The sequence below is a fragment of the Rhodococcus cercidiphylli genome, from assembly GCF_033042225.1.
GTDB lineage: Bacteria > Actinomycetota > Actinomycetes > Mycobacteriales > Mycobacteriaceae > Rhodococcoides.
Genome location: NZ_JAWLKE010000002.1, coordinates 196,787 through 220,523 on the forward strand (window position 1 = coordinate 196,787; position 23,737 = coordinate 220,523).

The 23,737-nt window shown below is 65.2% G+C and carries 20 protein-coding genes; 2 read left to right on the plus strand and 18 right to left on the minus strand.

Features of this window, described 5'->3' with window-relative positions:
* Nucleotides 1-39: 39 nt before the first annotated feature.
* From R3P95_RS04520 to R3P95_RS04540, 5 genes are all read right to left on the minus strand, one after another.
* On the minus strand, nucleotides 40-1,233 hold the full coding sequence (locus R3P95_RS04520) for a glycerate kinase family protein (RefSeq protein WP_149405326.1): 1,194 nt from the start codon (nucleotides 1,231-1,233) through the stop codon (nucleotides 40-42).
* A gap of 30 nt (nucleotides 1,234-1,263) precedes the next feature.
* Nucleotides 1,264-2,763, minus strand: coding sequence for an SLC13 family permease (locus tag R3P95_RS04525; protein ID WP_317547404.1), 1,500 nt, complete (start codon nucleotides 2,761-2,763; stop codon nucleotides 1,264-1,266).
* A 123-nt stretch (nucleotides 2,764-2,886) separates the two neighbouring features.
* Nucleotides 2,887-4,377 carry a sensor histidine kinase gene (locus tag R3P95_RS04530; protein ID WP_317547405.1) on the minus strand — a complete coding sequence of 497 codons (1,491 nt, stop codon included), beginning with the start codon at nucleotides 4,375-4,377 and terminating at the stop codon, nucleotides 2,887-2,889.
* Complete coding sequence (locus tag R3P95_RS04535) at nucleotides 4,374-4,835, minus strand: hypothetical protein (protein ID WP_317547406.1); 462 nt, start codon at nucleotides 4,833-4,835, stop codon at nucleotides 4,374-4,376. The genes R3P95_RS04530 and R3P95_RS04535 overlap by 4 nt, the downstream gene beginning before the upstream one ends.
* Nucleotides 4,836-4,936: 101 nt before the next feature.
* A complete protein-coding gene (locus R3P95_RS04540) occupies nucleotides 4,937-6,394 on the minus strand; it encodes an amidohydrolase (protein ID WP_317547407.1) in 1,458 nt (485 codons plus the stop codon).
* A 52-nt stretch (nucleotides 6,395-6,446) separates the two neighbouring features.
* On the opposite strand from R3P95_RS04540, the gene R3P95_RS04545 reads away from it, so the two are divergent.
* On the plus strand, nucleotides 6,447-6,902 hold the full coding sequence (locus tag R3P95_RS04545) for an acyl-CoA thioesterase (protein WP_256980686.1): 456 nt from the start codon (nucleotides 6,447-6,449) through the stop codon (nucleotides 6,900-6,902).
* On the opposite strand, the gene R3P95_RS04550 is transcribed toward R3P95_RS04545, so the two are convergent.
* The 13 genes from R3P95_RS04550 to mftE form a co-directional block, all read right to left on the minus strand.
* Nucleotides 6,878-8,824 (minus strand): acetoacetate--CoA ligase, encoded by a 1,947-nt coding sequence (locus R3P95_RS04550; protein WP_317547408.1) that lies wholly within the window; start codon nucleotides 8,822-8,824, stop codon nucleotides 6,878-6,880. The two genes, R3P95_RS04545 and R3P95_RS04550, sit on opposite strands and share 25 nt — an antisense overlap.
* A gap of 31 nt (nucleotides 8,825-8,855) precedes the next feature.
* Nucleotides 8,856-10,472, minus strand: coding sequence for an AMP-binding protein (locus tag R3P95_RS04555; RefSeq protein ID WP_317547410.1), 1,617 nt, complete (start codon nucleotides 10,470-10,472; stop codon nucleotides 8,856-8,858).
* Between the two features lie 53 nt (nucleotides 10,473-10,525).
* Nucleotides 10,526-11,302 (minus strand): ethanolamine ammonia-lyase subunit EutC, encoded by a 777-nt coding sequence (gene eutC, locus R3P95_RS04560; RefSeq protein ID WP_317547411.1) that lies wholly within the window; start codon nucleotides 11,300-11,302, stop codon nucleotides 10,526-10,528.
* Nucleotides 11,299-12,711 (minus strand): ethanolamine ammonia-lyase subunit EutB, encoded by a 1,413-nt coding sequence (locus tag R3P95_RS04565; protein ID WP_317547412.1) that lies wholly within the window; start codon nucleotides 12,709-12,711, stop codon nucleotides 11,299-11,301. The genes eutC and R3P95_RS04565 overlap by 4 nt, the downstream gene beginning before the upstream one ends.
* Nucleotides 12,708-14,162, minus strand: a complete 1,455-nt coding sequence (gene eat, locus R3P95_RS04570) for an ethanolamine permease (RefSeq protein WP_269594359.1) — start codon at nucleotides 14,160-14,162, stop codon at nucleotides 12,708-12,710. Before eat ends, R3P95_RS04565 begins: the two co-directional genes overlap by 4 nt.
* Before the next feature lie 136 nt (nucleotides 14,163-14,298).
* The gene (locus R3P95_RS04575) at nucleotides 14,299-15,282 is read right to left on the minus strand and encodes a cation diffusion facilitator family transporter (RefSeq protein ID WP_317547414.1); all 984 of its coding nucleotides are present in this window, start codon (nucleotides 15,280-15,282) and stop codon (nucleotides 14,299-14,301) included.
* An 80-nt stretch (nucleotides 15,283-15,362) separates the two neighbouring features.
* On the minus strand, nucleotides 15,363-15,902 hold the full coding sequence (locus R3P95_RS04580; RefSeq protein WP_300514581.1) for a DUF779 domain-containing protein: 540 nt from the start codon (nucleotides 15,900-15,902) through the stop codon (nucleotides 15,363-15,365).
* Nucleotides 15,902-17,425 (minus strand): acetaldehyde dehydrogenase ExaC, encoded by a 1,524-nt coding sequence (gene exaC / locus R3P95_RS04585; RefSeq protein ID WP_068051492.1) that lies wholly within the window; start codon nucleotides 17,423-17,425, stop codon nucleotides 15,902-15,904. The genes R3P95_RS04580 and exaC overlap by 1 nt, the downstream gene beginning before the upstream one ends.
* Nucleotides 17,426-17,546: 121 nt before the next feature.
* A complete protein-coding gene (locus tag R3P95_RS04590; RefSeq protein WP_068051494.1) occupies nucleotides 17,547-18,842 on the minus strand; it encodes a sigma-54-dependent transcriptional regulator family protein in 1,296 nt (431 codons plus the stop codon).
* 109 nt (nucleotides 18,843-18,951) lie between these two features.
* Nucleotides 18,952-19,089: a hypothetical protein gene (locus R3P95_RS04595; RefSeq protein WP_176460347.1), complete on the minus strand. Its 138-nt coding sequence runs from the start codon at nucleotides 19,087-19,089 to the stop codon at nucleotides 18,952-18,954.
* 91 nt (nucleotides 19,090-19,180) lie between these two features.
* Entirely contained in the window at nucleotides 19,181-20,662 is a 1,482-nt protein-coding gene (gene mftG / locus R3P95_RS04600; protein ID WP_394855387.1) for a mycofactocin dehydrogenase MftG, read from the minus strand.
* Between the two features lie 33 nt (nucleotides 20,663-20,695).
* Entirely contained in the window at nucleotides 20,696-22,093 is a 1,398-nt protein-coding gene (gene mftF, locus R3P95_RS04605; RefSeq protein ID WP_317547794.1) for a mycofactocin biosynthesis glycosyltransferase MftF, read from the minus strand.
* A 125-nt stretch (nucleotides 22,094-22,218) separates the two neighbouring features.
* Nucleotides 22,219-22,905 carry a mycofactocin biosynthesis peptidyl-dipeptidase MftE gene (gene mftE, locus R3P95_RS04610; RefSeq protein ID WP_149405319.1) on the minus strand — a complete coding sequence of 229 codons (687 nt, stop codon included), beginning with the start codon at nucleotides 22,903-22,905 and terminating at the stop codon, nucleotides 22,219-22,221.
* Nucleotides 22,906-22,975: 70 nt separating this feature from the next.
* On the opposite strand from mftE, the gene R3P95_RS04615 reads away from it, so the two are divergent.
* Nucleotides 22,976-23,692 (plus strand): GntR family transcriptional regulator, encoded by a 717-nt coding sequence (locus tag R3P95_RS04615; RefSeq protein WP_317547415.1) that lies wholly within the window; start codon nucleotides 22,976-22,978, stop codon nucleotides 23,690-23,692.
* Nucleotides 23,693-23,737: the final 45 nt, after the last annotated feature.

Here is a 23,737-nt window from a genome sequence, read left to right on the forward strand (position 1 = left end):
TTCGGCAGGTCCTCGAGATCCATTCACGCTGCTCCGGCCTCACCGGCCGAGAGTCGCTCCGACCAGAAGCAATCTCATGGCTCGCTCCGTGGCGTCGGTCAGGAACTCGGCACCCCGTTCGAGCGCCTCGACCAACTCGACCGGTGAGGGCAGGATGCCGGCGAAGGCGTCGATACCCGAGTCGTAGTTGGCGCGGGCGTCGAGCCCGATGGTTCCCGCGAGCGCCACCACAGGTTTGCCGTGAAGCTTGGCTCGGCGGGCGACCTCCGTCGGGATCTTCCCCTTCGGCGTCTGCTTGTCGATGGACCCCTCGGCGGTCAACACCAGGTCTGCTGTCGCGATGAGGCTGTCGAGGTCGACATGATCGAGCATCACCTCGAAGCGCGGTAGCAGCTCGGCCCGCAGGACCGCTGCCACGCCTGCCCCCATCCCGCCGGATGCGCCGGTACCGGGCCCGGTGCGGAGGTTCAGACCGGCCGGCCGCGTCGATACGTCACGCTCCAACACCTCGGCCCAGCGGTCCATCGCAGCCGACAGGATCTCCACTTGCGTCGCGGTGGCCCCCTTCTGCGGTGCGAAGACCCGGGCGACTCCGCCGGGCCCACAGAGAATGTTGTGTGGGTTGCATGCGACCCTGATCTCCACACCGCTTCCCGGACTCAGCCGTGAATCGAGGCCGGATACATCGATGTGGTCTAGCCGAGTCAACTCGCCTCCGCCGTCGCCCAATTCGAGGCCTTCGGCATCGAGGAGTCGCACTCCGAGCGCCTGCAGGAGCCCCGCACCGCCGTCCGAGGTGCCGGAGTCGCCGCAGCCCAACAGGATTCGTTCGGCACCGTAGTCGAGGGCGGTGCGGATGAGCTCACCGACTCCGCGGCTCGTGGTCACCGTCGGGTCGCGCATGTCTCGCGGAACCAGCGACAGACCGGCCGCTGCTGCCATCTCCACGACCGCGGTGACCGGCCCGTCCGTTCCCAGCAGAGCGAAATGGGAATCGACCGGCTTGCCCACCGGCCCGGTCACGACGGTGTCGATCACCTTGCCCATCGTGGCACCGGCAAGGGCGCGAGCGGACCCCTCACCCCCGTCGACGAGGGGGACCGAGTTGACGATGGCCCCGGGCACCACCCGGCGAATACCAGCGGCAATGGCCGACGCGACCTCGTCGGCACCGAGAGATTCCTTGAACCCGGACGGGGCGACGACGAACCGGAGTGGGGTGGAAGACGGCATGGTGATCGATTCCTTTTCGAGGGTGGGAGATCAGGAGATGGGGGTGCCGAGCAGCGGCCACACGAACACGGCGAAGAACAGCACGGTCCCTGCGGTCAGCGGCGCGAGAAAGGCGGACAGGCGTAGCAGGTCCTTCGGTGAATACGTCTCCACACCTTCGGCTTTGCCGAAGATTGCCACCGGCTTCGCCGAGGACGGCATGGTGTGGCAGAAGCCTGCTGCAGCCGTCGACGCGAAGGCCGCGGCCATGGGGTCGACTCCGAGCGCCGAAGCCGTGGTGACGACGAGCGGAACGAGGACGGACGAACGTGCCGAGCGAGATTGGATGAGAAGGTGCGAGGCCACGGACAGCACGATCACCACCGCGATGAACACCCAGGGCGGTGCCGAGCCGATCGGAACCACCGTGAACAGCCCGTCCGAGAGCCACCCTGCCGCACCGGACGTCGTCAGCGCGGTCCCGAGGGCCAGCGTTGCCGCCATGAACAACAGCAGCGACCACGGCACGGTAGCGAGCGCCTTTCCGAAGTCGGTGGTACCCACCCGCGGTGAGGTGGAGATCAAGGCACCCAGCAGGGCGATGATGGCGGGGTGCACGCCGTGCAACGGTTCGGAGCACCACAGCACGATGACGACGGCCAGCAGCGTCGCGGCCCGGTTCTCCGCGATGGTCAGCGGTCCCGTCACCGGTGTCGGGAGTCGCGATGCCATGTCGGATACGTTCACCGTCAACGGTATTCGGCGATCCTCCCGATCGGTGAACAGCACCAGTACCAGTTCGGCGGCGCAGTGGCTGCTGACCACGGCCAGCGGCACACCGAGCAACAGCCACGCGGTGAAGCTGATCCCGGTACCCGTCGCACTCTCGAGCACCTGGCTGGTGATCAGATGCGCCCCCGCCCCGATGAGCGTCGCCACCGCGGACAGCAGGATGACGGTAGGAAACAGGATTGCCAACGCCCGCACCACCCGCTTGCGCTCGGCGAGCGCCTGCGCCAACGCCAAGAACACCGGCAGCGCAAGGGCGGCGCGACCCGAGGTGGCGGGAATCGCGAAAGCGGTCACGATCAACGCGGCCGTCACCAGATGGGTGAGCTGGCGTACGCTACGCGCGCCACTGACGATGAACACTGCTGCGCGCGTTGCCAAACCGGACTCACGGACTCCCGCGGCGATGATGAATGCCGCGATGAGAAGCCAGATGGTCTCCTCGCCGAGAGTGTCGAACAGTGCGTCGGTGCTCACCACACCGGTCAGTACCAGAGCAAGTGCGGCACCGAGAGCTACGTAGGTGTCGTCGATCTTCGTGAACACCCAGAGCGCGACAGCTGCGGTGAAGACCACGAGCGTGGTCCGCCCGGCGCTGGGCAGCCCTTGCGCCGCGCCCGCGAGTACGGCCAGGAGTACCAGCAGCGCAACCGAACTCATGACGCCCTGGACCAGTCGGCGGGTCAACAGATCGCGAAAGCGCCACGAGCGCATCGGTTCCGGGACAGGAGGTGGCTGCGTTCTGTAGCTGACCGTGTTCATGGTGACCAGTCTCGGTCCGTCCGATGAAACGTCGATGAACGTTCTATGAGCGTTCTTTCATGTGCCGTTCCACTGCCGTGGGTGACGTGGAAACATTTCTGGCAGAACGAAATCGTCGGTCGCTCACCGTGCCGGCAGGTCGAGCCCGAATGTCGCACCGGCACCGGGCCGACTGTCGAGTGTCGCGGCACCGTGATGCCCGTCGGCGATCGCTCGCACGATACTCAGGCCCAGACCCGCTCCGCCGTTGTCCGAGCGAGGCGAAGCACTGGTGCCGCGCGCGAATCGTTCGAAGATGGTCGGCGCGTCCTCGCTGGACACACCGGGACCGGTGTCGCTCACCCACAACAGAACTCGGTCCAGGGCGAGCTCGGAGCCCACGACGATTCGGTCACCGGGGCCGGTGTGCGACACCGCATTCTGCGCCAGCTGAAGCACTGCCTGCGTGACTCGTTGTGGATCGACCCGCACCGAGCCCGTGCCGACGTGCCCCAGTATCCAGTCGCGGTCGGCGAGCGCGCGTACCTTCGCGTCGATGTCGCGCGTGAGGGTCTCGAGATCCACCGGTTGCTTGTGCACGAAATCCGGCCGCTCGGCTTTGGCGAGGAGCAACAGGTCTTCCACGATCCGGTTCATTCGGTCCAACTCGTCGGTGACGAGCCGGACCGTCTCTTCGCGCTCGCGTGGATCATCACCCATCAGTTCGAGATGCCCCAGCACGATCGTGATCGGCGTACGAAGCTCATGGCTCGCGTCGTCGACGAATTGTCGCTGCGCGGCGAACGCGGACTCCAATCGATCGAGCATGTCGTTGAAGGTGTCGGCGAGTTCGGCGACGTCGTCTCGGCCGTCCACTTCGATCCGCCTGGAGAGGTCGTCGGTGGTGATCTGGGCTGCGGTCCGCCGAACCAGACGCACGGGCGCAAGGATCTGCCCGGCCACGACCCAGGCGATGCCGCCGGTGAACAGCAGCGCCATCAGTGACACTCCGATCACCACACGAACGGTGTCGGACACGTCCGCGCGTTCGCGGTCGACGAGGATTCCGATCGCGAAAGTTCCGGCCTGGCGGCCGCCGGAAGGTTCGGCGACCTGTTTCGCCCAGGCGACTTCGCCTTCCGAAGTCTGCGTCGATCCCACACTGTCGGGTGAGTCCACGATCGCCGATACGACGGCCGCGTCGGCGACCAGATCTCCCGGGCCGCTGCGCTCCTGACGCAGCAGTCGGTCGGTGTAGCCGAACAGGATCTCGTCGTCGTCCGGGTATTGGCGCTGCAGGTGCAACTGGAGCAGATCGGCGACATTGCCGAACGGCAACCCGTCGTCCGGATCCCGGCCGGTCGCAGCGAACTCGCTGAACTCGCCGATCTCTTGCTCGAGCGCCACCGCGGTGTCTCTCTCGACATCGGCGAGGAGGATCGTTCGGACGGCAACCCCCACGGCCAGCATGGCCAGTGCCATGACGAACAACAGCCAGCCGAGGATGCGCACCCGCGCCGGAACACGGGTTCCCACCCGGGGACGACGAGGCGCAGGCTCGGGCACAGGGCCCTTCCGAGCGAGCACCTCGGTGCGGGCATCACTGCCGTCGATCAGTTTCTCGGTCGAATTCACCCGTCGTCGTCTTCCACATCGTCGTCGCCATCCGCATCGTCCTGGCCACCGACGTCGTCATCATCGTCATCACCGTCCGGAATGACTTCGACAGGCGGAGGGGCAGGGACGACGATGGACTGCGGTGCTGCCGGCGGCTCCGCTGCAGCAGGAGCCGTACCGCCCACCGGGCCCGTGGCCGCGGGAGGAATTTCAGCCACCGAGGGGGCCGCGGTCGAGGGTGCAGCGGTCGGGGGTACAGCGGTCGGGGGTGCAGCGGTCGAGGAGGCCGATGGGGGCGATGGGGGCGGTGCCTCGCCGGAGGTCTCGGATGCGCTCGGTGCCGCGACTCCGACGGTGACTCGCGGCTCGAAGCTCGGTGGCTGTGGGGTGTCGGCAAGTACGGTGCTCGCCAGTGCCACGCCCACCGGAACGATCACCACGGCCGCCAGGACGGCGATCTTGGGTGCGAACTTCACATCACCACACTGTCTCGAACGAGTGAGACGCCAATGAGGGCAACATGAGTGAGTTCTCATGTCCGGCTATGGACCGAAATCGTCGTCCGCGAACCCGGTGCCTAACCAGCGGACGCGTGGGTCAGCGCGCCGGCGCAGATCGTCGCTCGGATCTCGGTGTCGGCCAGATCGTGTGCCGATCGGTGCACGGGATGCTCGACGAGAACGACGATGTCCGCCGTATCCCCCACGCGGAGTATCCCGCGGCCACCGCACGCCGCCCGCAGTGCCACCTCGAGAGGTACGGCTTCTTCGGGGTGCCACGGGGGTCGGTCGTCGTCGGTACGGAACACCGCCGCGGCGACTCCGGCCAACGGCTCGGGCGGACTGACCGGGGCGTCGGAACCGAACAGCAGCGTCGCCCCGCTGCGGTGCAAGGTTCCGTATCCGTACGCCACCGAGCGCCGTCCGGCCCACAGATCCTCGGCGATCTCGCGATCGGCCATCGCGTGCTGCGGCTGCACCGATGCCGCGACGCCGAGCGCTGCGAAACGCGTGATGTCCTCCGGCAGGATCTGTTGCGCATGTTCGATTCGACCACCGCAACCGGCACGCTCGAACGCATCGAGAGCAATCCCGTTCGCGCGGTCACCGATCGCGTGGATCGCCGGAACGATGCCGCCGCGCGATGCCCGCGACACGAGCTCGAACAGACCCTCGCGGGTCTCGAGCAACAGACCGTACGCGTCGTCACCCTCGATGCCCGGGTATCGGTCGTGGCAGCACGCGGTTCGGGTGTTGAGCGAGCCGTCGAGCATCACCTTGAGTGGTCCCCGCCGGATCAGTTCCGACAGAGCCGAGACGTCTCCGGTCCGCTCGCCGCGCTCGAGTGCTTCGTCGAGCCATTGCGGCCACACGGTCGTGTCGACGCGTACCGCGGGAGAGCCGGCCGTCAGGCGTCGATCCCAGACCGTCTTGTTGTCGGCGAACTCGAAATCCACGACGCCGGTGACTCCGCGGACCGCCAGTGCCGCGGTCGCGTCGAGCACGGCTCGATCGAGTTCGGCCGGGTCCTCCTGCTCTTCGAGAGCCATGACCGCTTCGAGGCCGTCGACGTCACGCAACACACCGGTGGGGTGGTCGATACCCAGGTCGTCGAGCAACGCCGGGCTCAGCCACAGCGTGTGCAGGTCCATGCTCGTCATCGCCACGCGGGCACCGGGCAGCGCATTCTCTAGCAGGTCCTTGTGTGGCTCCTCCGGCCACTGTGCATCGCGGAAACCGTTGGCGCGCACCACGGATTCACCTGCCGTACGCGCGTAGGGGTACACCAGCGCGACGGCGTCGGCCGCCGACATCGCCGGCCCGACGTCGATTCGCCTACGGGCCGCCGCCCACTGCGTCAGATGCACGTGAGAGTCCACGAATCCGGGTAGCGCCACCCCGCCCCCACCGTCGAGCACCTCGTCACCCGCTGCGCGTCGAGTACCTGCGGGGGTGATCGCCGCGATGACCGACCCTGCCAGTTCGATGTCGAAGAGCACGCCGGAACCATCCAGTGCGACATTGGCGATAATCACTCCTGGGACTCTAGAGCGTCGACTTCACGGGCGCGCATGCCATCCTCTAGCAATGAAGACAGAGCCTGTTGCGATGCAGACAGAGCAGACCGGTCCCGTCGGATATCACGCGAGCGTGACGGTGCGCTGGTCCGACATGGACGCCTTTGCGCACATCAACCATGCACGAATGGTCACCCTGCTCGAAGAAGCGCGCATCGAATGGCTGCTGAGCGAGGGCGAGGCCAACGAGTCTCTGATCAAGAGTGCGTTGATCGCCAACGTCACCATCGCGTACAAGAAGCCGCTCCGACATTCGGACGGTCCGCTGGACGTCACGCTGTGGTTCGAGAAGGTGCGCGCTGTCGATTTCACCATCGGATACGAGGTGCGGGCCGCGGGCGCGGCACCCGATTCGCCGCCCGCCGTGGTGGCGACGACTCGGATGGCGATGGTCGACGTCGGTGCCGAGACACTGCGCCGCATCGCGCCGGAGGAGAAGGCCTACCTGGCCCGCTGGACGCGCTGAAACTCGGTCGCCCGATCGACGAACCATGCCAACGCGACCGGATCGTCGACCGCACTGGCATCGAGAGTGCCTGCGGCAGCAGCACCTTGGAAGAGTCGTTTGAGTGGAACCTCCAGCTTCTTCCCGGTGCGCGTGTGGGGTATCGCCGGCGTGGCGATGATGTCGTCGGGAACGTGGCGCGGCGACGCCTCCGTTCTGATGACGGATTCGATACGTGCGCGCAGTTCGTCGGTGAGTTCGTTCGGGACCATGACGAACAGCGGCATCCAATATCCCCCGTCGGGTAGCTCGATGCCAAGGACGAGCGCCTCGGTGACCTCGTCGAGTGATTCGACGGCCTGGTAGATGTCGGCACTTCCCATCCGAATTCCGTTGCGGTTGAGGGTCGAATCGGATCGCCCGTGGACGACGACACTACCGTGGTCGGTCAGGGTGATCCAGTCGCCGTGACGCCAGATTCCCTGGTACGCATCGAAGTAGGCGTCCCGGTAACGAGATCCGTCGGCGTCGTTCCAGAAGTACAGCGGCATCGACGGCATCGGCTCGGTGACGACCAGTTCGCCGACGGTGCCCCGGACTGCCTCGCCGTCCTCGTCGTAGGCGTCGAGCGCGACACCGAGAAAGGGCACCGACAGTTCCCCAGCCCAGACCGGAGCGGTTCGCACTCCCCCGGCGAACGCCGACACCACGTCGGTGCCGCCCGAGATGGAGAAGACCGGCGCGTGTGCTCCGATGTTCTCCGACAACCAGATCGACGACGATGCAGGCATTGCGGACCCGGTGATGCCGACGGCCCGCAGCGCCGACAGATCGTGGTCGGCACCCGGGTGTGTGCCTGCCTTGATGCACGCGAGCACGTAACCCGGACTCGTTCCGAGGTACGTCACCCCCAGCCGACCAGCGATGTCCCACAGCGCATCCGGCGTCGGGAACGCCGGATTGCCATCGGCGCACACGATCGTGGCACCGGTCAGCAGGCCTGCGATCTGGAAGTTCCACATCATCCAGCTGGGGCTGGTGTACCAGAAGAACACGTCCTCGGGACCCAGATCGGACTGCAGTGCAACGGATTTGAGGTGTTCGAGCACTACACCGCCGTGACCGTGCACGATCCCCTTGGGTAGCCCCGTGGTACCGGATGAGAACACGACCCACAGGGGATGATCGAAAGGTACTGCCGCCGGGGTCAGTTCACGACTCTCGGCGGTGGCGTCCGACCAACTCAGTGCGCTTCCCGACGGTTCGCCGATCGTCACGACGACGCGCACGGTCGGCAAAGCGTCGACCAGCGCGGTGACATCACCGGACTTGTCTCTGAACTGCCCTCCGTACACGTATCCGGAGGCAGTGATCAATGCTGTGGGTTCGAGTTGTCCCAGTCGATCACGCGCGGCCGAGGCCGAATAGTCCTGCCCACATGCGGACCACACCGCACCCAGGCTCGCGGTCGCCAGGAACGCGATCACCGCCTCCGGGATGTTCGGTAGATACCCGACGACGCGATCGCCGCGCCGGACTCCATTGTCGGAGAGCGTCCCTGCCAATGCCCCGGCCTGTTCGATCAAGTCGTCCCACGTCACGATCCGCGTCGAACCGTCTTCCCGGGCATGGACGATCGCGGCGCGATCAGGGCGAGCGTGCCTGATCACCTGGTCGACATAGTTCAGCTCGGTCCCCGGAAACCACTGCGCGCCCGGCATGGTGCGACTGTCGAGGACCGTCGTCGGATCGAAGACGGCGCGAATCTCGAAGAAATCCCACACGGCACGCCAGAAGGATTCGAGCTCGATCGTCGACCACCGCCACAGCGCCTCGTAGTCCGGCAGCTCGACGTCGTGACGTTGCTCGACGAATCGCGCGAACTCGGTGACCCTGGCCTCGGCGACGTCGGCATCCGTCGGTGTCCACAACGCACTGATCATGTACGCGAGTATGTCAGCCGAACGGCGATATTCAGATCAATCCCAGTGAGCGTTCGCGCATCTCCACCTTGCGCACCTTGCCGGTCACCGTCATCGGGAACTCGTCGACGACGTGCACGTATCGCGGAATCTTGTAATGCGCGAGCCGTCCGTCGCAGAAGGCGCGCACCGCAGCCGAATCGAGCGGAGCGGCACCGTCTCTCATCCTGATCCACACCATGAGCTCTTCACCGTACTTCGGATCGGGCACACCGATCACCTGGGCGTCGAGGATGTCGGGGTGGGTGTAGAGGAACTCCTCCACTTCGCGGGGATAGACGTTCTCACCGCCGCGAATCACCATGTCCTTGATCCGTCCGGTGATCGCCACGTAGCCGTTCTCGTCCATGACTCCGATGTCGCCGGTGTGCATCCACCCATCGCCGTCGATCGCCTCCGCTGTCTTGTCGGGCTGCTCCCAGTAACCGAGCATCACCGAGTAACCACGAGTGCACAGTTCACCTGCCTGGCCACGTGGCAGCGTCTCACCGAGGACCGGGTCGACGATCTTCACCTCCAGATGAGGGCCGACACGTCCCACGGTGGACACCCGCTGTTCGATGGTGTCGTCGCTGCGAGTCTGCAGGGATACCGGCGAGGTCTCGGTCATGCCGTAGCAGATCGACACCTCCGTCATCCCCATTCGCTCGATGACCTGCTTCATCACCTCGGTCGGACATGGCGATCCGGCCATGATGCCGGTACGCAGACTGCCGAGGTCGAAGTCGTCGAAGTTCTCCAGTGCCAGTTCGGCGATGAACATCGTCGGGACTCCGTACAGCGATGTGCACTTCTCCGCGGCGACGGCCGTCAGCGTCGCCACCGGATCGAACGAGGGACCGGGAATCACCATCGCTGCGCCGTGCGAGGTGCACGCGAGATTGCCCATCACCATGCCGAAGCAGTGATAGAACGGCACCGGAATGCATACGCGGTCGGCGGCGGTGTAGTGGCAGAGCTCGCCGACGAAGAAACCGTTGTTGAGGATATTTCGGTGACTCAGCGTCGCACCCTTCGGGAAACCCGTTGTTCCCGAGGTGTACTGAATGTTGATCGCATCGTCGGCACCGAGTCGCTCCGACACATCGGAGATCATCCGTGGAGTCTTCGCCAACGCTCTGTGACCGCGATCGGTCATCGCTTCCCACTGGATGCTCCCGATGAACAGCACCTCACGCAGGGACGGCACCTCGGGGCGGGCGTCGTCGATCATCGCCGCGTAGTCCGACCCCTTGAACTCCCTGGCCGACAACAACACCGACACCCCGGCCTGCTTCAGCACGAATTGCAACTCGTGCGAACGGTACGCGGGGTTGATGTTGACCAACACGGCACCGACCTTGGCCGTCGCATACTGCGCCAGAACCCATTCCGGGCAGTTCGGTGCCCACATTCCGACGCGATCCCCCACCTCGACTCCGGCAACGAGCAACCCGGCCGCCAACAGATCGACGTCGGCGACGAACTCCGAGTAGGTCCACCGTCGCCCGGACGCAACATCTATCAGCGCGTCGCGATCCGAGTACCGCGCCGCAGTTCGATCCAGATTCGCACCGATCGTGTCGTCCAGCACCGCTGTGTCCGACTCACCGGAAGAGTAACTGTCCATACGGCCACGGTAGTGAGCCCGGTCACCGTCGGCCACCCCCGAATAGGGGGATGTCACTCGAGGGTGAGGGCCTCGCCTGCCTCGAGCACATCGGCTCGCGAGGTGTCCTTCAACGCCACACCCGACCGCCCGAGCTTCCTGGCACCGGCCAACAGACCGGCCACGATTCGTGCCGACTGCGCATACCCCTGGCCTTCCGGCGGATGGATGTTGGATACGCAATTGCGATCGGCGTCGGTGCACCCGGGTCTCGGCAGATGCGTCAGATAGATACCGAGACTGTCGGCGACCGACAACCCCGGACGCTCCCCGATCAGCACCAACACCGTCCGCACACCCATCGCAGCCGCGATGTGGTCACCGAGCGCCACCCGCGCCTCGGTGGCAATGACCGGAGCCGCGATCGAATAACTATCGGAGAGCTCTGCTTTCAGCGCCTCCAGCATCGGCACGCCGTGATCGGCGAGCGCACGTGGGGACAACCCGTCGCCCAGCACGATGCCGATCTCGCTCTCGGAATTCACCACCTCCGACAGATCCTTCGGTTGCCGACCGAGATCTGGCCGTCGCAGATACTCCGCGCGACTCGTCGCCAACGACGTCACCACCGACGGCGCACCGAGACCGACCTGCTCCACCCGGCCCACGAACTCCTCGACCTCGAGCGGCATGTGCACAGCATCGCGCGCCGCAGCATGCGCCGAGCGAAACTCGAGCACCCGCGTGGTCGGCAACGAATCACCGATGCGGCCCAACCCGATTCGAGCCTGCGTCATCGCGCGCAACTCGCCCCAGAACTCTGTTTCCGGTCGTTCCGCTGGCGTGCTCATCGCGCACTCATCAACGCGCGCAGCGGCGATCCCGCGGCATCGACGTCGAGGACTCTGCCGTCGGCGTCTACCATGCCCAGTCGGGAGAGCCACGACTCGAATTCCGGTGCGGGTCGCAGACCGAGAACCTGCCGAACGTAGAGCACGTCGTGAAAGCTCAACGACTGGTAGCCGAGCATGACGTCGTCGGCACCCGGCACCGCGATGACGAACGCGACCCCGGCGGTGCCGAGGAGCGTCAGCAGGGTGTCCATGTCGTCCTGGTCGGCCTCGGCATGGTTGGTGTAGCAGACGTCGACACCCATCGGCAGTCCCAGCAGCTTGCCGCAGAAGTGATCTTCGAGGCCCGCCCTGATGATCTGTTTGCCGTCGTAGAGGTACTCGGGCCCGATGAATCCGACGACGGTGTTGATCAGCAGCGGCTCGAGATCGCGGGCCACCGCATACGCACGCGTTTCGAGGGTCTGCTGATCGACGGGGCGGTCGCCGGTACCGATGTGCGCGCCCGCCGACAACGCCGAACCCTGGCCTGTTTCGAGATACATGACGTTGTTCCCGACGGTTCCGCGGTGCAGCGATCGGCCGGCCTCGTTGGCTTGCCGAAGCAGCGGAATGTTCACTCCGAAGCTCGAATTGGCTCCTTCGGTGCCCGCGATGGATTGGAACACCAGATCGACCGGAACGCCCTTGTCGATCAGTTCCATCGTCGTCGTCACGTGCGAGAGCACGCACGATTGTGTGGGAATCTCGAAGCGCTGCCGGATCTCGTCGAGCAGGTGCAGCAGTTCGGCCGTCGCCTGAGGCGAGTCGGTCGCCGGGTTGATCCCGATGACCGCATCACCCGATCCGAGCAGCAACCCGTCGAGCGTGGCCGCGGCGATTCCGCGGGGGTCGTCCGTCGGGTGATTGGGTTGGAGCCGGGTGGTGAGTGTTCCGGGCAGTCCCACCGTCGTACGAAAAGCCGACGTCACCTGCACGGCTCGAGACACCGCGATGAGATCTTGGTTTCGCATGATCTTGCTGACTGCTGCCACCATCTCCGGAGTCAGTCCGGCGGCCACCGACCGCAACGTCGCGGCCGCGTCCGGCCTGGCGGTGACCTGGAGAAGCCAGTCCCGCAGGCCGCCGACGGTCAGGTGCGACACCGCTCCGAAGGCGAGGCGGTCGTGTGAATCGATGATGAGCCGGGTGACCTCGTCGCTCTCGTACGGCACGAGCAGATCCTGCAGGAAGACGTCGAGCGAGACCTCCGACAATGCCCACTGGGCTGCCGCGCGCTCGGCATCCGATTCGGCTGCGCAGCCTGCCAATTCGTCGCCCGATCGAAGCGGTGTCGCCTTGGCCATCAAGTCCACCAACCCGTCGAAGGTGTAGGTGGTGCCCGAGACCTGCTGGGTGTAGATCGTCATTCCAGCTCGGCCTCGGCCTTGGCCAGCGCAGCGAACTCCTCGTCCGGCGAGTTCGCGACCAGATGATGCCTGCTGTAGATGCCGAAGTAGGCCATGAACGCGACGAACACGCCGAGGCACCACAGTGCCGCGGTGGAATCGACGACGAACGTGGCCACCACGGCGAGCGCTGCGACGATCAACGCGAATCCGGTGGTCACGACGCCGCCGGGGGTTCGGTACGGGCGTTCCATGTTCGGCTCCTTGCGACGGAGCACGATGTGGCTGACCATCATCAGTACGTAGCTCAGCGCCGCGCCGAACACGGCCATGTTCAGCAACATTGCGCCCTGACCGGTCAGTGAGAGCAGGAAGCCGATGACGCCGGGGACGATCAAGGCGAGCGTCGGGGCCTTGCGAGAGTTGGTGATTGACAGTGTCTTCGGCAGGTATCCGGCACGCGAGAGCGCGAAGAGCTGGCGCGAGTACGCGTACATGATCGAGAAGAAGGAGGCAACCAGTCCGGCGAGGCCGATGTAGTTGACGATCTTGCTCGCGGTTCCGTCACCGAGGGCTTCCACCAACGGATTTCCCGATTCCTTGACGGCGTCGGCACCGCCTGCGCCGGTCACCAGGAGCAGCACGACAGCACCGGTGACGAGCAGCACGCCCATGGCGGCGATGATGCCGCGTGGGACGTTCTTGGTCGGATCCTTGGCCTCTTCTGCGGCCAGCGGAACGCCTTCGATCGCGAGGAAGAACCAGATGGCGAACGGGACGGCAGCCCAGATGCCCAGGTAGCCGAACGGCAGGAATCCCGAAGCTCCGGCTGCGTCGGTGGGCGCGATGTCGGTCAAATTGCTCGCGTCGAATTGTCCGATGGCGGCGACGGCGAACACGATGAGTCCGACCAAGGCGATCGCGGTGATGACGAACATGATCTTGAGGGCTTCGCCTGCGCCGGAGAGATGGATTCCGATGAACACCGCATAGACCACCAGGTAGACCCACCACCCGTCGGTGATGCCGAACAGTCCGAGGGATTCGACGTAGGCACCGATGAACGTCGCGATGGCGGCGGGAGCGATGGCGTACTCGATGAGAATCGCTGTACCGGTGGCGAATCCGCCCCACGGTCCGAGAGCGCGGCGGGCGAAAGTGTAGCCACCGCCTGCGGCGGGCAGCGCCGAGGACATCTCGGCCATGCCGAGGACCATGGCCAGGTACATGCCCGCGATGATGATCGCCGCGATGAGCAGACCACCGAAGCCACCCTCGGCGAGACCGAAATTCCATCCGGAGTAGTCGCCGGAGATGACGTAGCTGACTCCGAGGCCCGCCAGCAGGACCCAGCCTGCCGTCCCCTTCTTCAGGGTTCGCTTGGCCAGGTAGTCACCGCCCTCGACGTGTGACTGAGTGCTCTCGTGGGAGCCCGATTTCGGAGGAGACGACTGGGGGTCTACTACGGACATTGCAAGCCTCTCGTAGCCATAACGCTCGGGACGACGGTCACGCCCGAGGGGACGATTCACAACAGGTGTGGCGCGCGAATCGGTTCACGATAGGCGCGTGATGTAAGCGGCGCGTCATCGATGAATGACGGGCGAATTACGGCTGGTACCCGACGGCGTTGACGTCGCCGAGGTCTCCCTCGTCCGGTTCGGCGACTGTCAGTACTGCGTCCACCACAGCTCTGTTGGCTTCCAACTCACGCTCCAGCCGCCGGAGCGTGTGCGCGATGCGTGATTCTGCGAAATCACCGACGAGATCGACACTCGCCACCACGTAGAGCTGTTTGGGACCGACGAACTCGATGCGAACGAACCGGACCGACGCCACGTCGGGAAGTTCCTCGAGCCGCTGCACCACCGCGTTCCATAATGCTCTCGATCCCGGTTCGCCGGTGAGGAATCGGCGGTTTCGATCGATGAGTACGAACGCGACGATTCCGAGCAGCACACCCACCAGAATCGAGCCGATGGCGTCGAAGGCAGCGTTACCGGTGAGCTGATGCAATCCGATTCCGGCACCGGCGATGACGATGCCGATCAGTGCGGCACTGTCCTCGGCGAACACCGCGCGCAGTGTCGGATCCGACGTCTCGAGTGCGTAATCGAGAAAGTCTCTGTGGTACTCGGCTGCCTCGCCGCGAATCTGTCGAACCGATTGCAGAAACGACACTCCCTCGAGCAGAAATGCGATGCCGAGCACCACGTATGCGACGAGGTAGTTCTCGCTGCTCGATTCGCCGGCGAACAGCGAGGTGATGCCGTGCCACACCGACACCGCCGCACCGGCGACGAAGAGTCCGACCGCTGCGAGAGTCGACCAGAAGTAGGTCTCCCGCCCGTACCCGAGAGGCCGTCGATCGTCCGGTCCGCGCGATCCCCGGCGATTGGCGACGAGCAGAAAGATCTCGTTCCCGGTATCGGCCCACGAGTGCGCGGCTTCGGCAACCATCGACGCAGATCCGGTGAACACCGCTGCAAAGGTCTTCGCGATCGCGACGCCGAGGTTGGCGACGAAAGCGATGACCACGGTGCGCAGGCTCTCGTCACCCTCGACGTGGTCGGACTTCGGTGCGCTCTTCATCGTTTGCACTGTATGCGCTGCGCGCAGTGGTGCGGTTGAGTGCCGCCTGGGGCTCTCAGCCGCACCACTGCCGCAGGCATTCAGCCCTGGAGCATCCCCGGAACGGGACATGCGTCGACGGCCTCGGCGACCACCAGGGGATCGTCGGGGATCTCCGGCCGTCGGCCTTCTTCCCAGTCGACGCCCACGAGCGGTGGGTGCTCGGCGAGGATGTCGTTCTCCTCGGCGGTGTACGCACGTCCGCGGCTGAGGAAGCGCACTCCCTCGGGCGATTCGAGCGAGAACCCACCGCCGCGGCCGGGAACCACGTCGAGCACGAGTTGCGTGTGCTTCCACGCCTGGAATTGAGACCCCGAAATCCACACCGGTACACCGTCGCTCCCGCTCGGGAGATCCTGTGGGACCTCGCCGACCCCGAGCCTGAGGTCGATGTACCCCAGAAGAACGTCCCGGTCGCCGACGATGAATTCGCCCGCGGGATAACACATCGGCGACGACCCGTCACAGCATCCCCCGGACTGATGCATCATCAGTTCGCCGTGGATACCGCCGAGGCGACGGAGCAGGTCCATCGCCTCGACGGTGGTCTTCAGCCGCGCAGGCGGCCGAGGGGCATTCATCAGAAGAAGCCCTGTGCCTTCTGCGCGTAGCTGACCAACAGGTTCTTGGTCTGCTGGTAATGATCGAGCATCATCTTGTGGTTCTCGCGGCCGATACCCGACTGCTTGTAACCACCGAAGGCCGCGTGCGCGGGGTACTGGTGATACGTGTTGGTCCACACACGACCGGCCTGGATATCGCGGCCGGCGCGGTAGGCAATGCCGCCGTCCCGCGACCAGACGCCTGCGCCGAGCCCGTACAGGGTGTCGTTGGCGATCTCGATGGCGTTGTCGTAGTCGGTGAACGACGTGACCGAGACGACCGGGCCGAAGATCTCTTCCTGGAAGATGCGCATGTTGTTCTTGCCGGTGAAGATCGTGGGCTGCATGTAGTAGCCGCCGTTGAGGTCGCCGCCCAGCTGTGCACGCTCGCCGCCGGTGACGACCTGTGCGCCCTCGCCCTTGCCGATCTCGATGTACGACAGGATCTTCTGGAGCTGATCGTTCGAGGCCTGTGCGCCGATCATGGTCTCGGTGTCGAGCGGATCTCCCTGTCGCACAGCCTTGGTACGGATGGCTGCGAGGGCGAGGAACTCGTCGAAGATATCGGCCTGGATCAGCGAGCGCGACGGGCAGGTGCACACTTCACCCTGGTTGAGGGCGAACATCGTGAAGCCCTCCAGCGCCTTGTCCTGGTAGTCGTCGTTGGCCTGCAGCACGTCGGAGAAGAAGACGTTGGGGCTCTTGCCACCGAGCTCGAGGGTCACCGGGATCAAGTTCTGCGACGCGTACTGCATGATCAGGCGGCCGGTGGTGGTCTCGCCGGTGAACGCGATCTTGGAGATACGCGGGCTCGATGCCAGCGGCTTGCCTGCCTCGACGCCGAATCCGTTGACGATGTTGAGCACGCCCGCAGGCAGCAGATCGCCGATGATCGAGATCAGGTGCAGGATCGACGCGGGGGTCTGCTCGGCGGGCTTGAGCACCACTGCGTTACCGGCCGCGAGGGCGGGGGCCAGCTTCCACACGGCCATGAGGATCGGGAAGTTCCACGGGATGATCTGCCCGACGACGCCGAGCGGCTCGTGGAAGTGGTAAGCGACTGTGTCGCTGTCGATTTCGGAGAGCGATCCCTCCTGCGCGCGGATGCAGCCGGCGAAGTATCGGAAGTGATCGATGGCCAGCGGGATGTCGGCGTTCAGTGTTTCGCGGATCGGCTTGCCGTTGTCCCAGGACTCCGCCAGCGCGATGGACTCGAGGTTGTCGGCGATGCGGTCGGCGATCTTGTTCAGGATCACGGCACGCTCGGCCGCGGAGGTCTTGCCCCATGCGGGGGCTGCGGCATGTGCGGCGTCGAGCGCGAGCTCGATGTCCTCGGACGTGGAACGGGCGACCTCGCAGAAGTTCTCACCGGTGACGGGAGTCGGGTTCTCGAAGTACTGGCCCTTGACCGGCGGTACCCACTCGCCGCCGATCCAGTTGTCGTAGCGCGACTGGAACGACATGACGGAATCGGCGGTACCTGGACGGGCGTAGACGGACATTGAAAATCCTCCTGATCGACACGTGCTTCACAGTTGATGCGGTGTGTGATTCAGGACACTAGGGCTTGCAACGTTGCAACTACGTTGCCGATTCCGAGGACGGCCTGGAGCGACCGGTTCCTCAGATGCCGAGATCGCGGTCGAGAAGGTCGATACGCGCACTGACCTGCCCGTAGAGCGCGGAGTCGCGGCTGAGCGTGGCACGGTACGCCTCCCATGCGATGACGTCCGTGCGCCCGTGGATGGACGAGGTCCACTGCGCCAGCAGCACCGGATCTCCGAGTCGGAGCAATGCGGCCTGCATCCGAGACCGCAGTTCCTCGCGGATCTCCTCGATTCCCGGCGCGGACGACCCGGGAAGCACCGGGCCCGAATAGATGCGCAGAGCAGCGTCGACGTCGCCTCGATCCAGGGCTCGTCGGATATCGCCGACGTCGGAGGACAACTCGCCGACCAGCCGGTAGGGCCGCGATGCCAGGCCTGCAGTACCGAAGGCCTTGCGCAGCCTCGACATCTCGGCGCGAATGGTGACCGAGTCGAGTTCCTGCTCGTCGAGCAGTACGGCGAGGTGGTCGGAGCTCAGGCCTTCGGGATGCTCACCGAGCAGAAGCAGAATTTCGGCGTGCCGCTGAGAGAGCGGTATCCGGCCGGATCCGCGCACCACTCCCGGCCGTCCCGATCCCAGGACCTCGAGCCGGGGAGCTGTGTCGCCCAACGATTTCGGCGAGTTCATCAGATGCAGGCGCAGCTCGGATTCAGCAGCGGCGACCGTTGCGCGCACCAACGAGAGCACCTCGGGCACCGCTACCCGCGGGCCACCGGTGATGTCGATGGCACCCAGGATGTGACCACTGGTGGGGTGGTGCACCGGTGCCGCCGAGCAGCTCCACTCGTGCACCGACCGCGAGAAGTGCTCGGATGCGAAGATCTGCACGCTGTGATCGACCGCGAGCGCAGTGCCGGGGGCGTTGGTGCCTTTGCTCTCCTCGCTCCAATCGACCCCCTCGGCGAAGTCCATCGCGAGTGCTCGGTCCTTGGCCGCGGAATCACCCTCGACCCACAGCAGGCGTCCCTCGGCATCGGAAATCGCAACGAGCAAACCGGTGTCGGACGCGTCCTCGACCAGAAGCTTTCGAATCACCGGGCGGATGATGGCCATCGGGTGTCCGTTGCGGTAGCGCTCGAGGTCCGCACCGGTCAGCGCAGGAGTGTCGTTGCCACCGTCCGGGTCGACACCCTTGGTTCGGCTGCGCATCCACGAATCGAGAACGACGGACCGGACGGCCGAACCGTGGGTACGAACATCGTCGACGAAAGATTGATGGGCACTGGACATCTGGCGCGCGAGCACAGCGACGTCCTCGCCGGGGCGCACTGCGACCCAGGGGTTGCCACCACTGTCCGATCGGCTTGCCATTCGACGCTTCCTCCGTGACCTGTCCACATCGTTGTAACCCAGCTCACACGCAAGGATACAGCCGTGGCCGACGCGCGCGGCCGTGGCCGGTTGCGCCGACCCCCAGTGCCTACTTCTTCTTGACGGCCGTGGTGATGATGTCGTTGCTGGTGTCACCACTCGATTTGGCCCGCTTGTCTGCGCGCTTGTCCTTGAGCGATTTGCCGGATTTCTTGGTCATCGTGTTGCGGGGCGATTTGTCCGACATGGCAGTAACCCATCTATCGGGGAACCTGAACGGTCCCCAGACCACGAACGCTACGCCTACACGCCCCACCGTGGTCTGCAACAGTCACCGGTCATTGCGCCTGGTCCCCTCCCATCAACGCCGCGGCGCGCTCGGCGAACATGATCGCCGTCGCATGCGGGCCGCGGCTGGGCACCACCGGGAACGCCGAAGTATCGATCACGAAGACTCCGTCCACTCCCCGCACGCGACAGTGATCGTCGAGCACCGACCCCGGATCCGACTCGGGACCCATCCTGGCGCTACCGGACAGGTGCAACGACGTGCCCAGTGCCGCGAAAGGGTCGTCGGTCGCAGGGACTTCAGCGCAGGCCATGGACGGCGATGCGATCAGATCTCGCACCAGTGCGACGCCACCTCGCATCGCCTGCCGATCACCCTCCGATTCGAGGTAGCGGTAGCGCACGTCCGGAGCCTCGAACGGATCCGTGCTGCGCAGCGCGATGCTCCCTCGCGCCGTCGAGCGCATGAGGCCGACACCGAACACGTGCGGACCTGCGGGGAGCCCGGAAATGAGTCGGTCGAATCTTCTGGTGTAGGGCCTGATCTCCACGTCGCCCGCATGCAGCACCGCTTCCAGAGCACGAGATGCCGTCGGGAATTCGTTCGTCGTGACGACGGGAACGGCAACCTCGGGATGGTCACTGAAACCCTGGCCGACTCCCGGACTGTCGGCGATGACCGAAACACCCAGCGCAGCAGAACTTTCCGACGGTCCTACGCCGGATCGAAGCAGCAGGGCGGGCGTCTGCACCGCGCCGGCCGAGATGACAACGGTGTCGGACTCGACGACACTGCGTACACCGTCGGCGATGATCTCGACCCCGATCACCTTGCTTCCCTTGAATATCAACGACGCGGCCGTCGTATTCCCCTGTACCCGAAGGTTCTTCTTTCCGACAACTGGCAACAGATATGCCAGAGCAGCACTTACGCGGACCCCGTCACGGATATTCGAGGGCACGACGCCCACTCCCCCCACGGCCGCGTCGGGAGCATTCAGGTCCTCGTGGAACAGAAAGCCCGCGTTCGTCGCGGCCTCGACGAATGCTGCCGTCACGGGATGTCGGTCCTGCACGCGAGTGCGCGAGACCGGCATCGGTCCGCGGGAACCGTGCCACTGCCCGGTCGCCCCGACGTCGAGATCGGTTTCGGAGCCGATGTAGAACGGCAACACCTGATCGAAGGACCACACCGACTGCGGCCAGGCGTCGAAGTCACCCGGCGTGGCGCGGACGAAGTAACCGCCGTTCACTGCGCCGGAGCCCCCCAGCACCCGGCCCCGCGCGATCGTCCGAGACACGTCCGCCGCGAGTTCGGCCGCATAGGTGCCCACCCATTCGCTCCCGGGACCGATGGGAAGCGTCGACGCGTCGAGCAAAGCCGCCGGAACGTCGGCGACGCCGGAGAACGCAGGCCCGGCTTCGAGCAACAGCACCGACCGATCCGGATTCTCACTGAGCCTCGACGCAACGACGCAGCCGCAGGATCCGCCTCCCACGACGATGACGTCCGCGTGCTCGATTCCGATCACACCGTCTGCGGGGCGGGCCCGGCTCGCACCGCGTCAGCCGTCCAGGCGAGGCTTGAGCGCGTCCATGCTGCGCGCGGACAGTGCACCGCGCCACAGGCCTGCGCCGTACGCAACATCATCGGCACGTTTGTAGAACGCATACCGCACCGGGTCGAGGCCGCCGAGTTCCCGATGCTTGTACCAATCCGAAAACGCCTCTGCAACAGCCAATCCCAGCGCTATTCTACGAATACGACTCGACAGCAGCACAGCGAGCAGAGTGATCGGCCAATAGTGTCGACACAGGGCCGACGCCAACTGCCACAACCCCGCCACGAAACCCTCGGCAGCGAGAATGGCCGCGATCCGCGTGGGCTGATCCAGACCGACGAACATCTTGCGCAGGCGGACGATCGTGACACCGAGTGTGGCGGCGGCACCGACGAGTCCGATCCTCGTCAGACTCGCGGCGAGCAGACATGCGACCAACGTCCACGGCGACATTGCGATGGGCGGCACCATTCCCGGATGACGTGCCGACAACGGTGTGGCACCGGTCCCGTAGAACAGCTTGCGGGCGAACCACTCGACGAAGGTGACGCGATGCTCGTGCGCGACGTGAGCGACCGGTTCGTAGCGCAGTCGCCAACCCGCCTCCTGCAGCCGCCAGCACAGGTCCACGTCCTCGGCCACGTGCATCGACTCGTCGAATCCCTCGCAGTCCATCGCCACCGACCGACGAATCAGCATTGCCGCACTGGGCACGTAGGAGACCGAGCTGCCTGCGCGTACCGCTGCTTCCCTGCGACCGAGATCGAGGGACGAGCGCGCGTGTTCGTACCTGGCCAGGGCGCTGCCCTCGGGCTCCAGCGCGACGATTCGGGGTGCCACCAGCGCCACGGCCGGATCCGAGAAGTGCCCCAGCATCACCTCGAGCCATCCCTTGCGCGGAACGACGTCCGAGTCCAGGAAAGCAACAAAATCTGTTGTGGCACATCGCAATCCCGTGTTTCGCGCCGCAGCGGGTCCGCGCGAGTGCTCGTGCCGGAGCACCGTCACGCTGCCCACACTCCACGAGACCCGCGGCACTGCGACCGGAACGTCCGACCCGTCGTCGACGATGATGACGTGCAGACCGTGAAGTGCTGCGATCAAGCGCTCCAACCCGGCCTCGTTGTTCTTGAGCGGTACGACCACAGTGACGTCGCTCGGCGACGGGATCGACATAGGGCGCGGGTTCCCGACACCCGAGTCGAGAAGTTTGCGAGCAACGAGAGCGGACTGCGAGTCGGTCACTTCGATGAAACCGTCACCGATCATCGCCGCTGCCGTCGGTGCGAGCTTGAGCATGCGTGTCGGTGAACCACCGATCAGGACTCGTCCTTCGGAGAATGTGCGTACGCGTGGATCGACTCGCACCCCGAAGCCGTCAGGCAACCGACCTTCACCCATCAGGAGATCGTAAGCGGAGGAGACGCCGAAGTGTCGGCCACCCGTGAAATCGGACGGAACATACCCACGCCCCGTTTTTCCGGAATCGTCGGACGGCCCCTCAGCAGGCATTCCATCGAGCTCGTTCATGTGATCACTCCGTGCTCGGAGGGACTCCATCTCTGCACAGCGTCGCCGGCGCGGGTGCAGAGCTGCTCGAACATCCGACGCCCCTCCTCCGGATCGGCCCCGGTGGGATCACCGAGCACCCCGTTCGCAGTGATCGGTGCCATGCCGTCGACGCGAAGCGCAGGCAACAGGTCGGCGATGTCGGCGACATTGCCCACCTCGGCCTTGCTCATGTTCACCACCTCGGGCGAAAGGTGCAGCAGCAACGACGTTTCGGTGCGCCCGGCGTGAGCATCTGCTCCCGGTATCGCGCACGGAAACCACACGACGTCGCGGCCCTCGTAGCGCAGCAGCAGTACGGCAGAGCGCACGGTGGGGCCGTTGCCTCCGTGTCCGTTGACGAACACCACACGCTCGGCCCAGCGGCACGCGGAACGCCCGTACTCCACCAGAACCGATTCGAGAGCTGCGGCCCCGATCGAGACGGTGCCGGGAAATCCCTCGTGCTCGCCACTGGCTCCGTACGCGATCGCGGGGGCCACGAGAGCATCCGCGATGGTGTGCGCCACGGCGGTTGCGATACGAGTGTCGGTATCGAGCGGGAGGTGCGGACCGTGCTGCTCGATCGAGCCCACCGGTACCACCAGGGTGCGAGACCCGTCCAGGTCCGGCCAGTACTGCGTACCGAGGGGGTCCGTGGCCATAAGTGCAGATGCTATCGGATGGAACGAGGACGTCACGCCGCCGAAACACTGCGACGATAATCTTCGATTCGTGCCACCCCGTCGCCGATCCATATTGCTCTCGCAATTGTCGATATCGGCACCCGGCGGCCCGCAACCGACAATTCTGCAAGAGTTGCGCCGAGTCATTCTTGCCGGCGATGCGCCGCCGAATACGCCGATTCCGCTCAATGAAGTAGCGGAACTCTTCGGGGTGAGCAGAATTCCGGTGCGCGAATCCCTCAAGACACTCATCGGCGAGGGACTGGTCGATCATCGACCGAATCTGGGCTACACGGTTGCTCAGTTGACCGCAGCCGAACTTCGCGAAATGTACATCGTGCGAGAGGTATTGGAGACGGCTGCACTACCGTCCGCGGTCGAGCTCGCCACCGAGGCCGACCGGGCCCATATCGTCGAGATCAATCGTCAACTCGAGGCCTCGCTTGCCCAGGACGACTCGCGAGAATACCACCGCCTCTCGCGTGAGTTCCACCTGTCCCTGACCCGTCCGTCCCGCATGCATCGATTGCTGCACATGCTCGAATCTGCCTGGAACATCACCGAACCCGTGCAACCCATGGTGCATGTCGCCGGGTCGGACAGGGCTTCGCTGCACAGCGATCACGCCGAAATGCTCGCGGCATTTCTGGCCGGCGATTCCGCGGGCTTGCTGCGCGCCGCGCAGCATCACCACACGCGTCTCAATTCGGTCATTTCGACACTGTCGAACGATCACGGATTGTTCGCCGATCCGTCGTCGGAATAGGGCCACAGGAACGACCGGAAAAGATACGGGAGTGGAGCCTGCAGG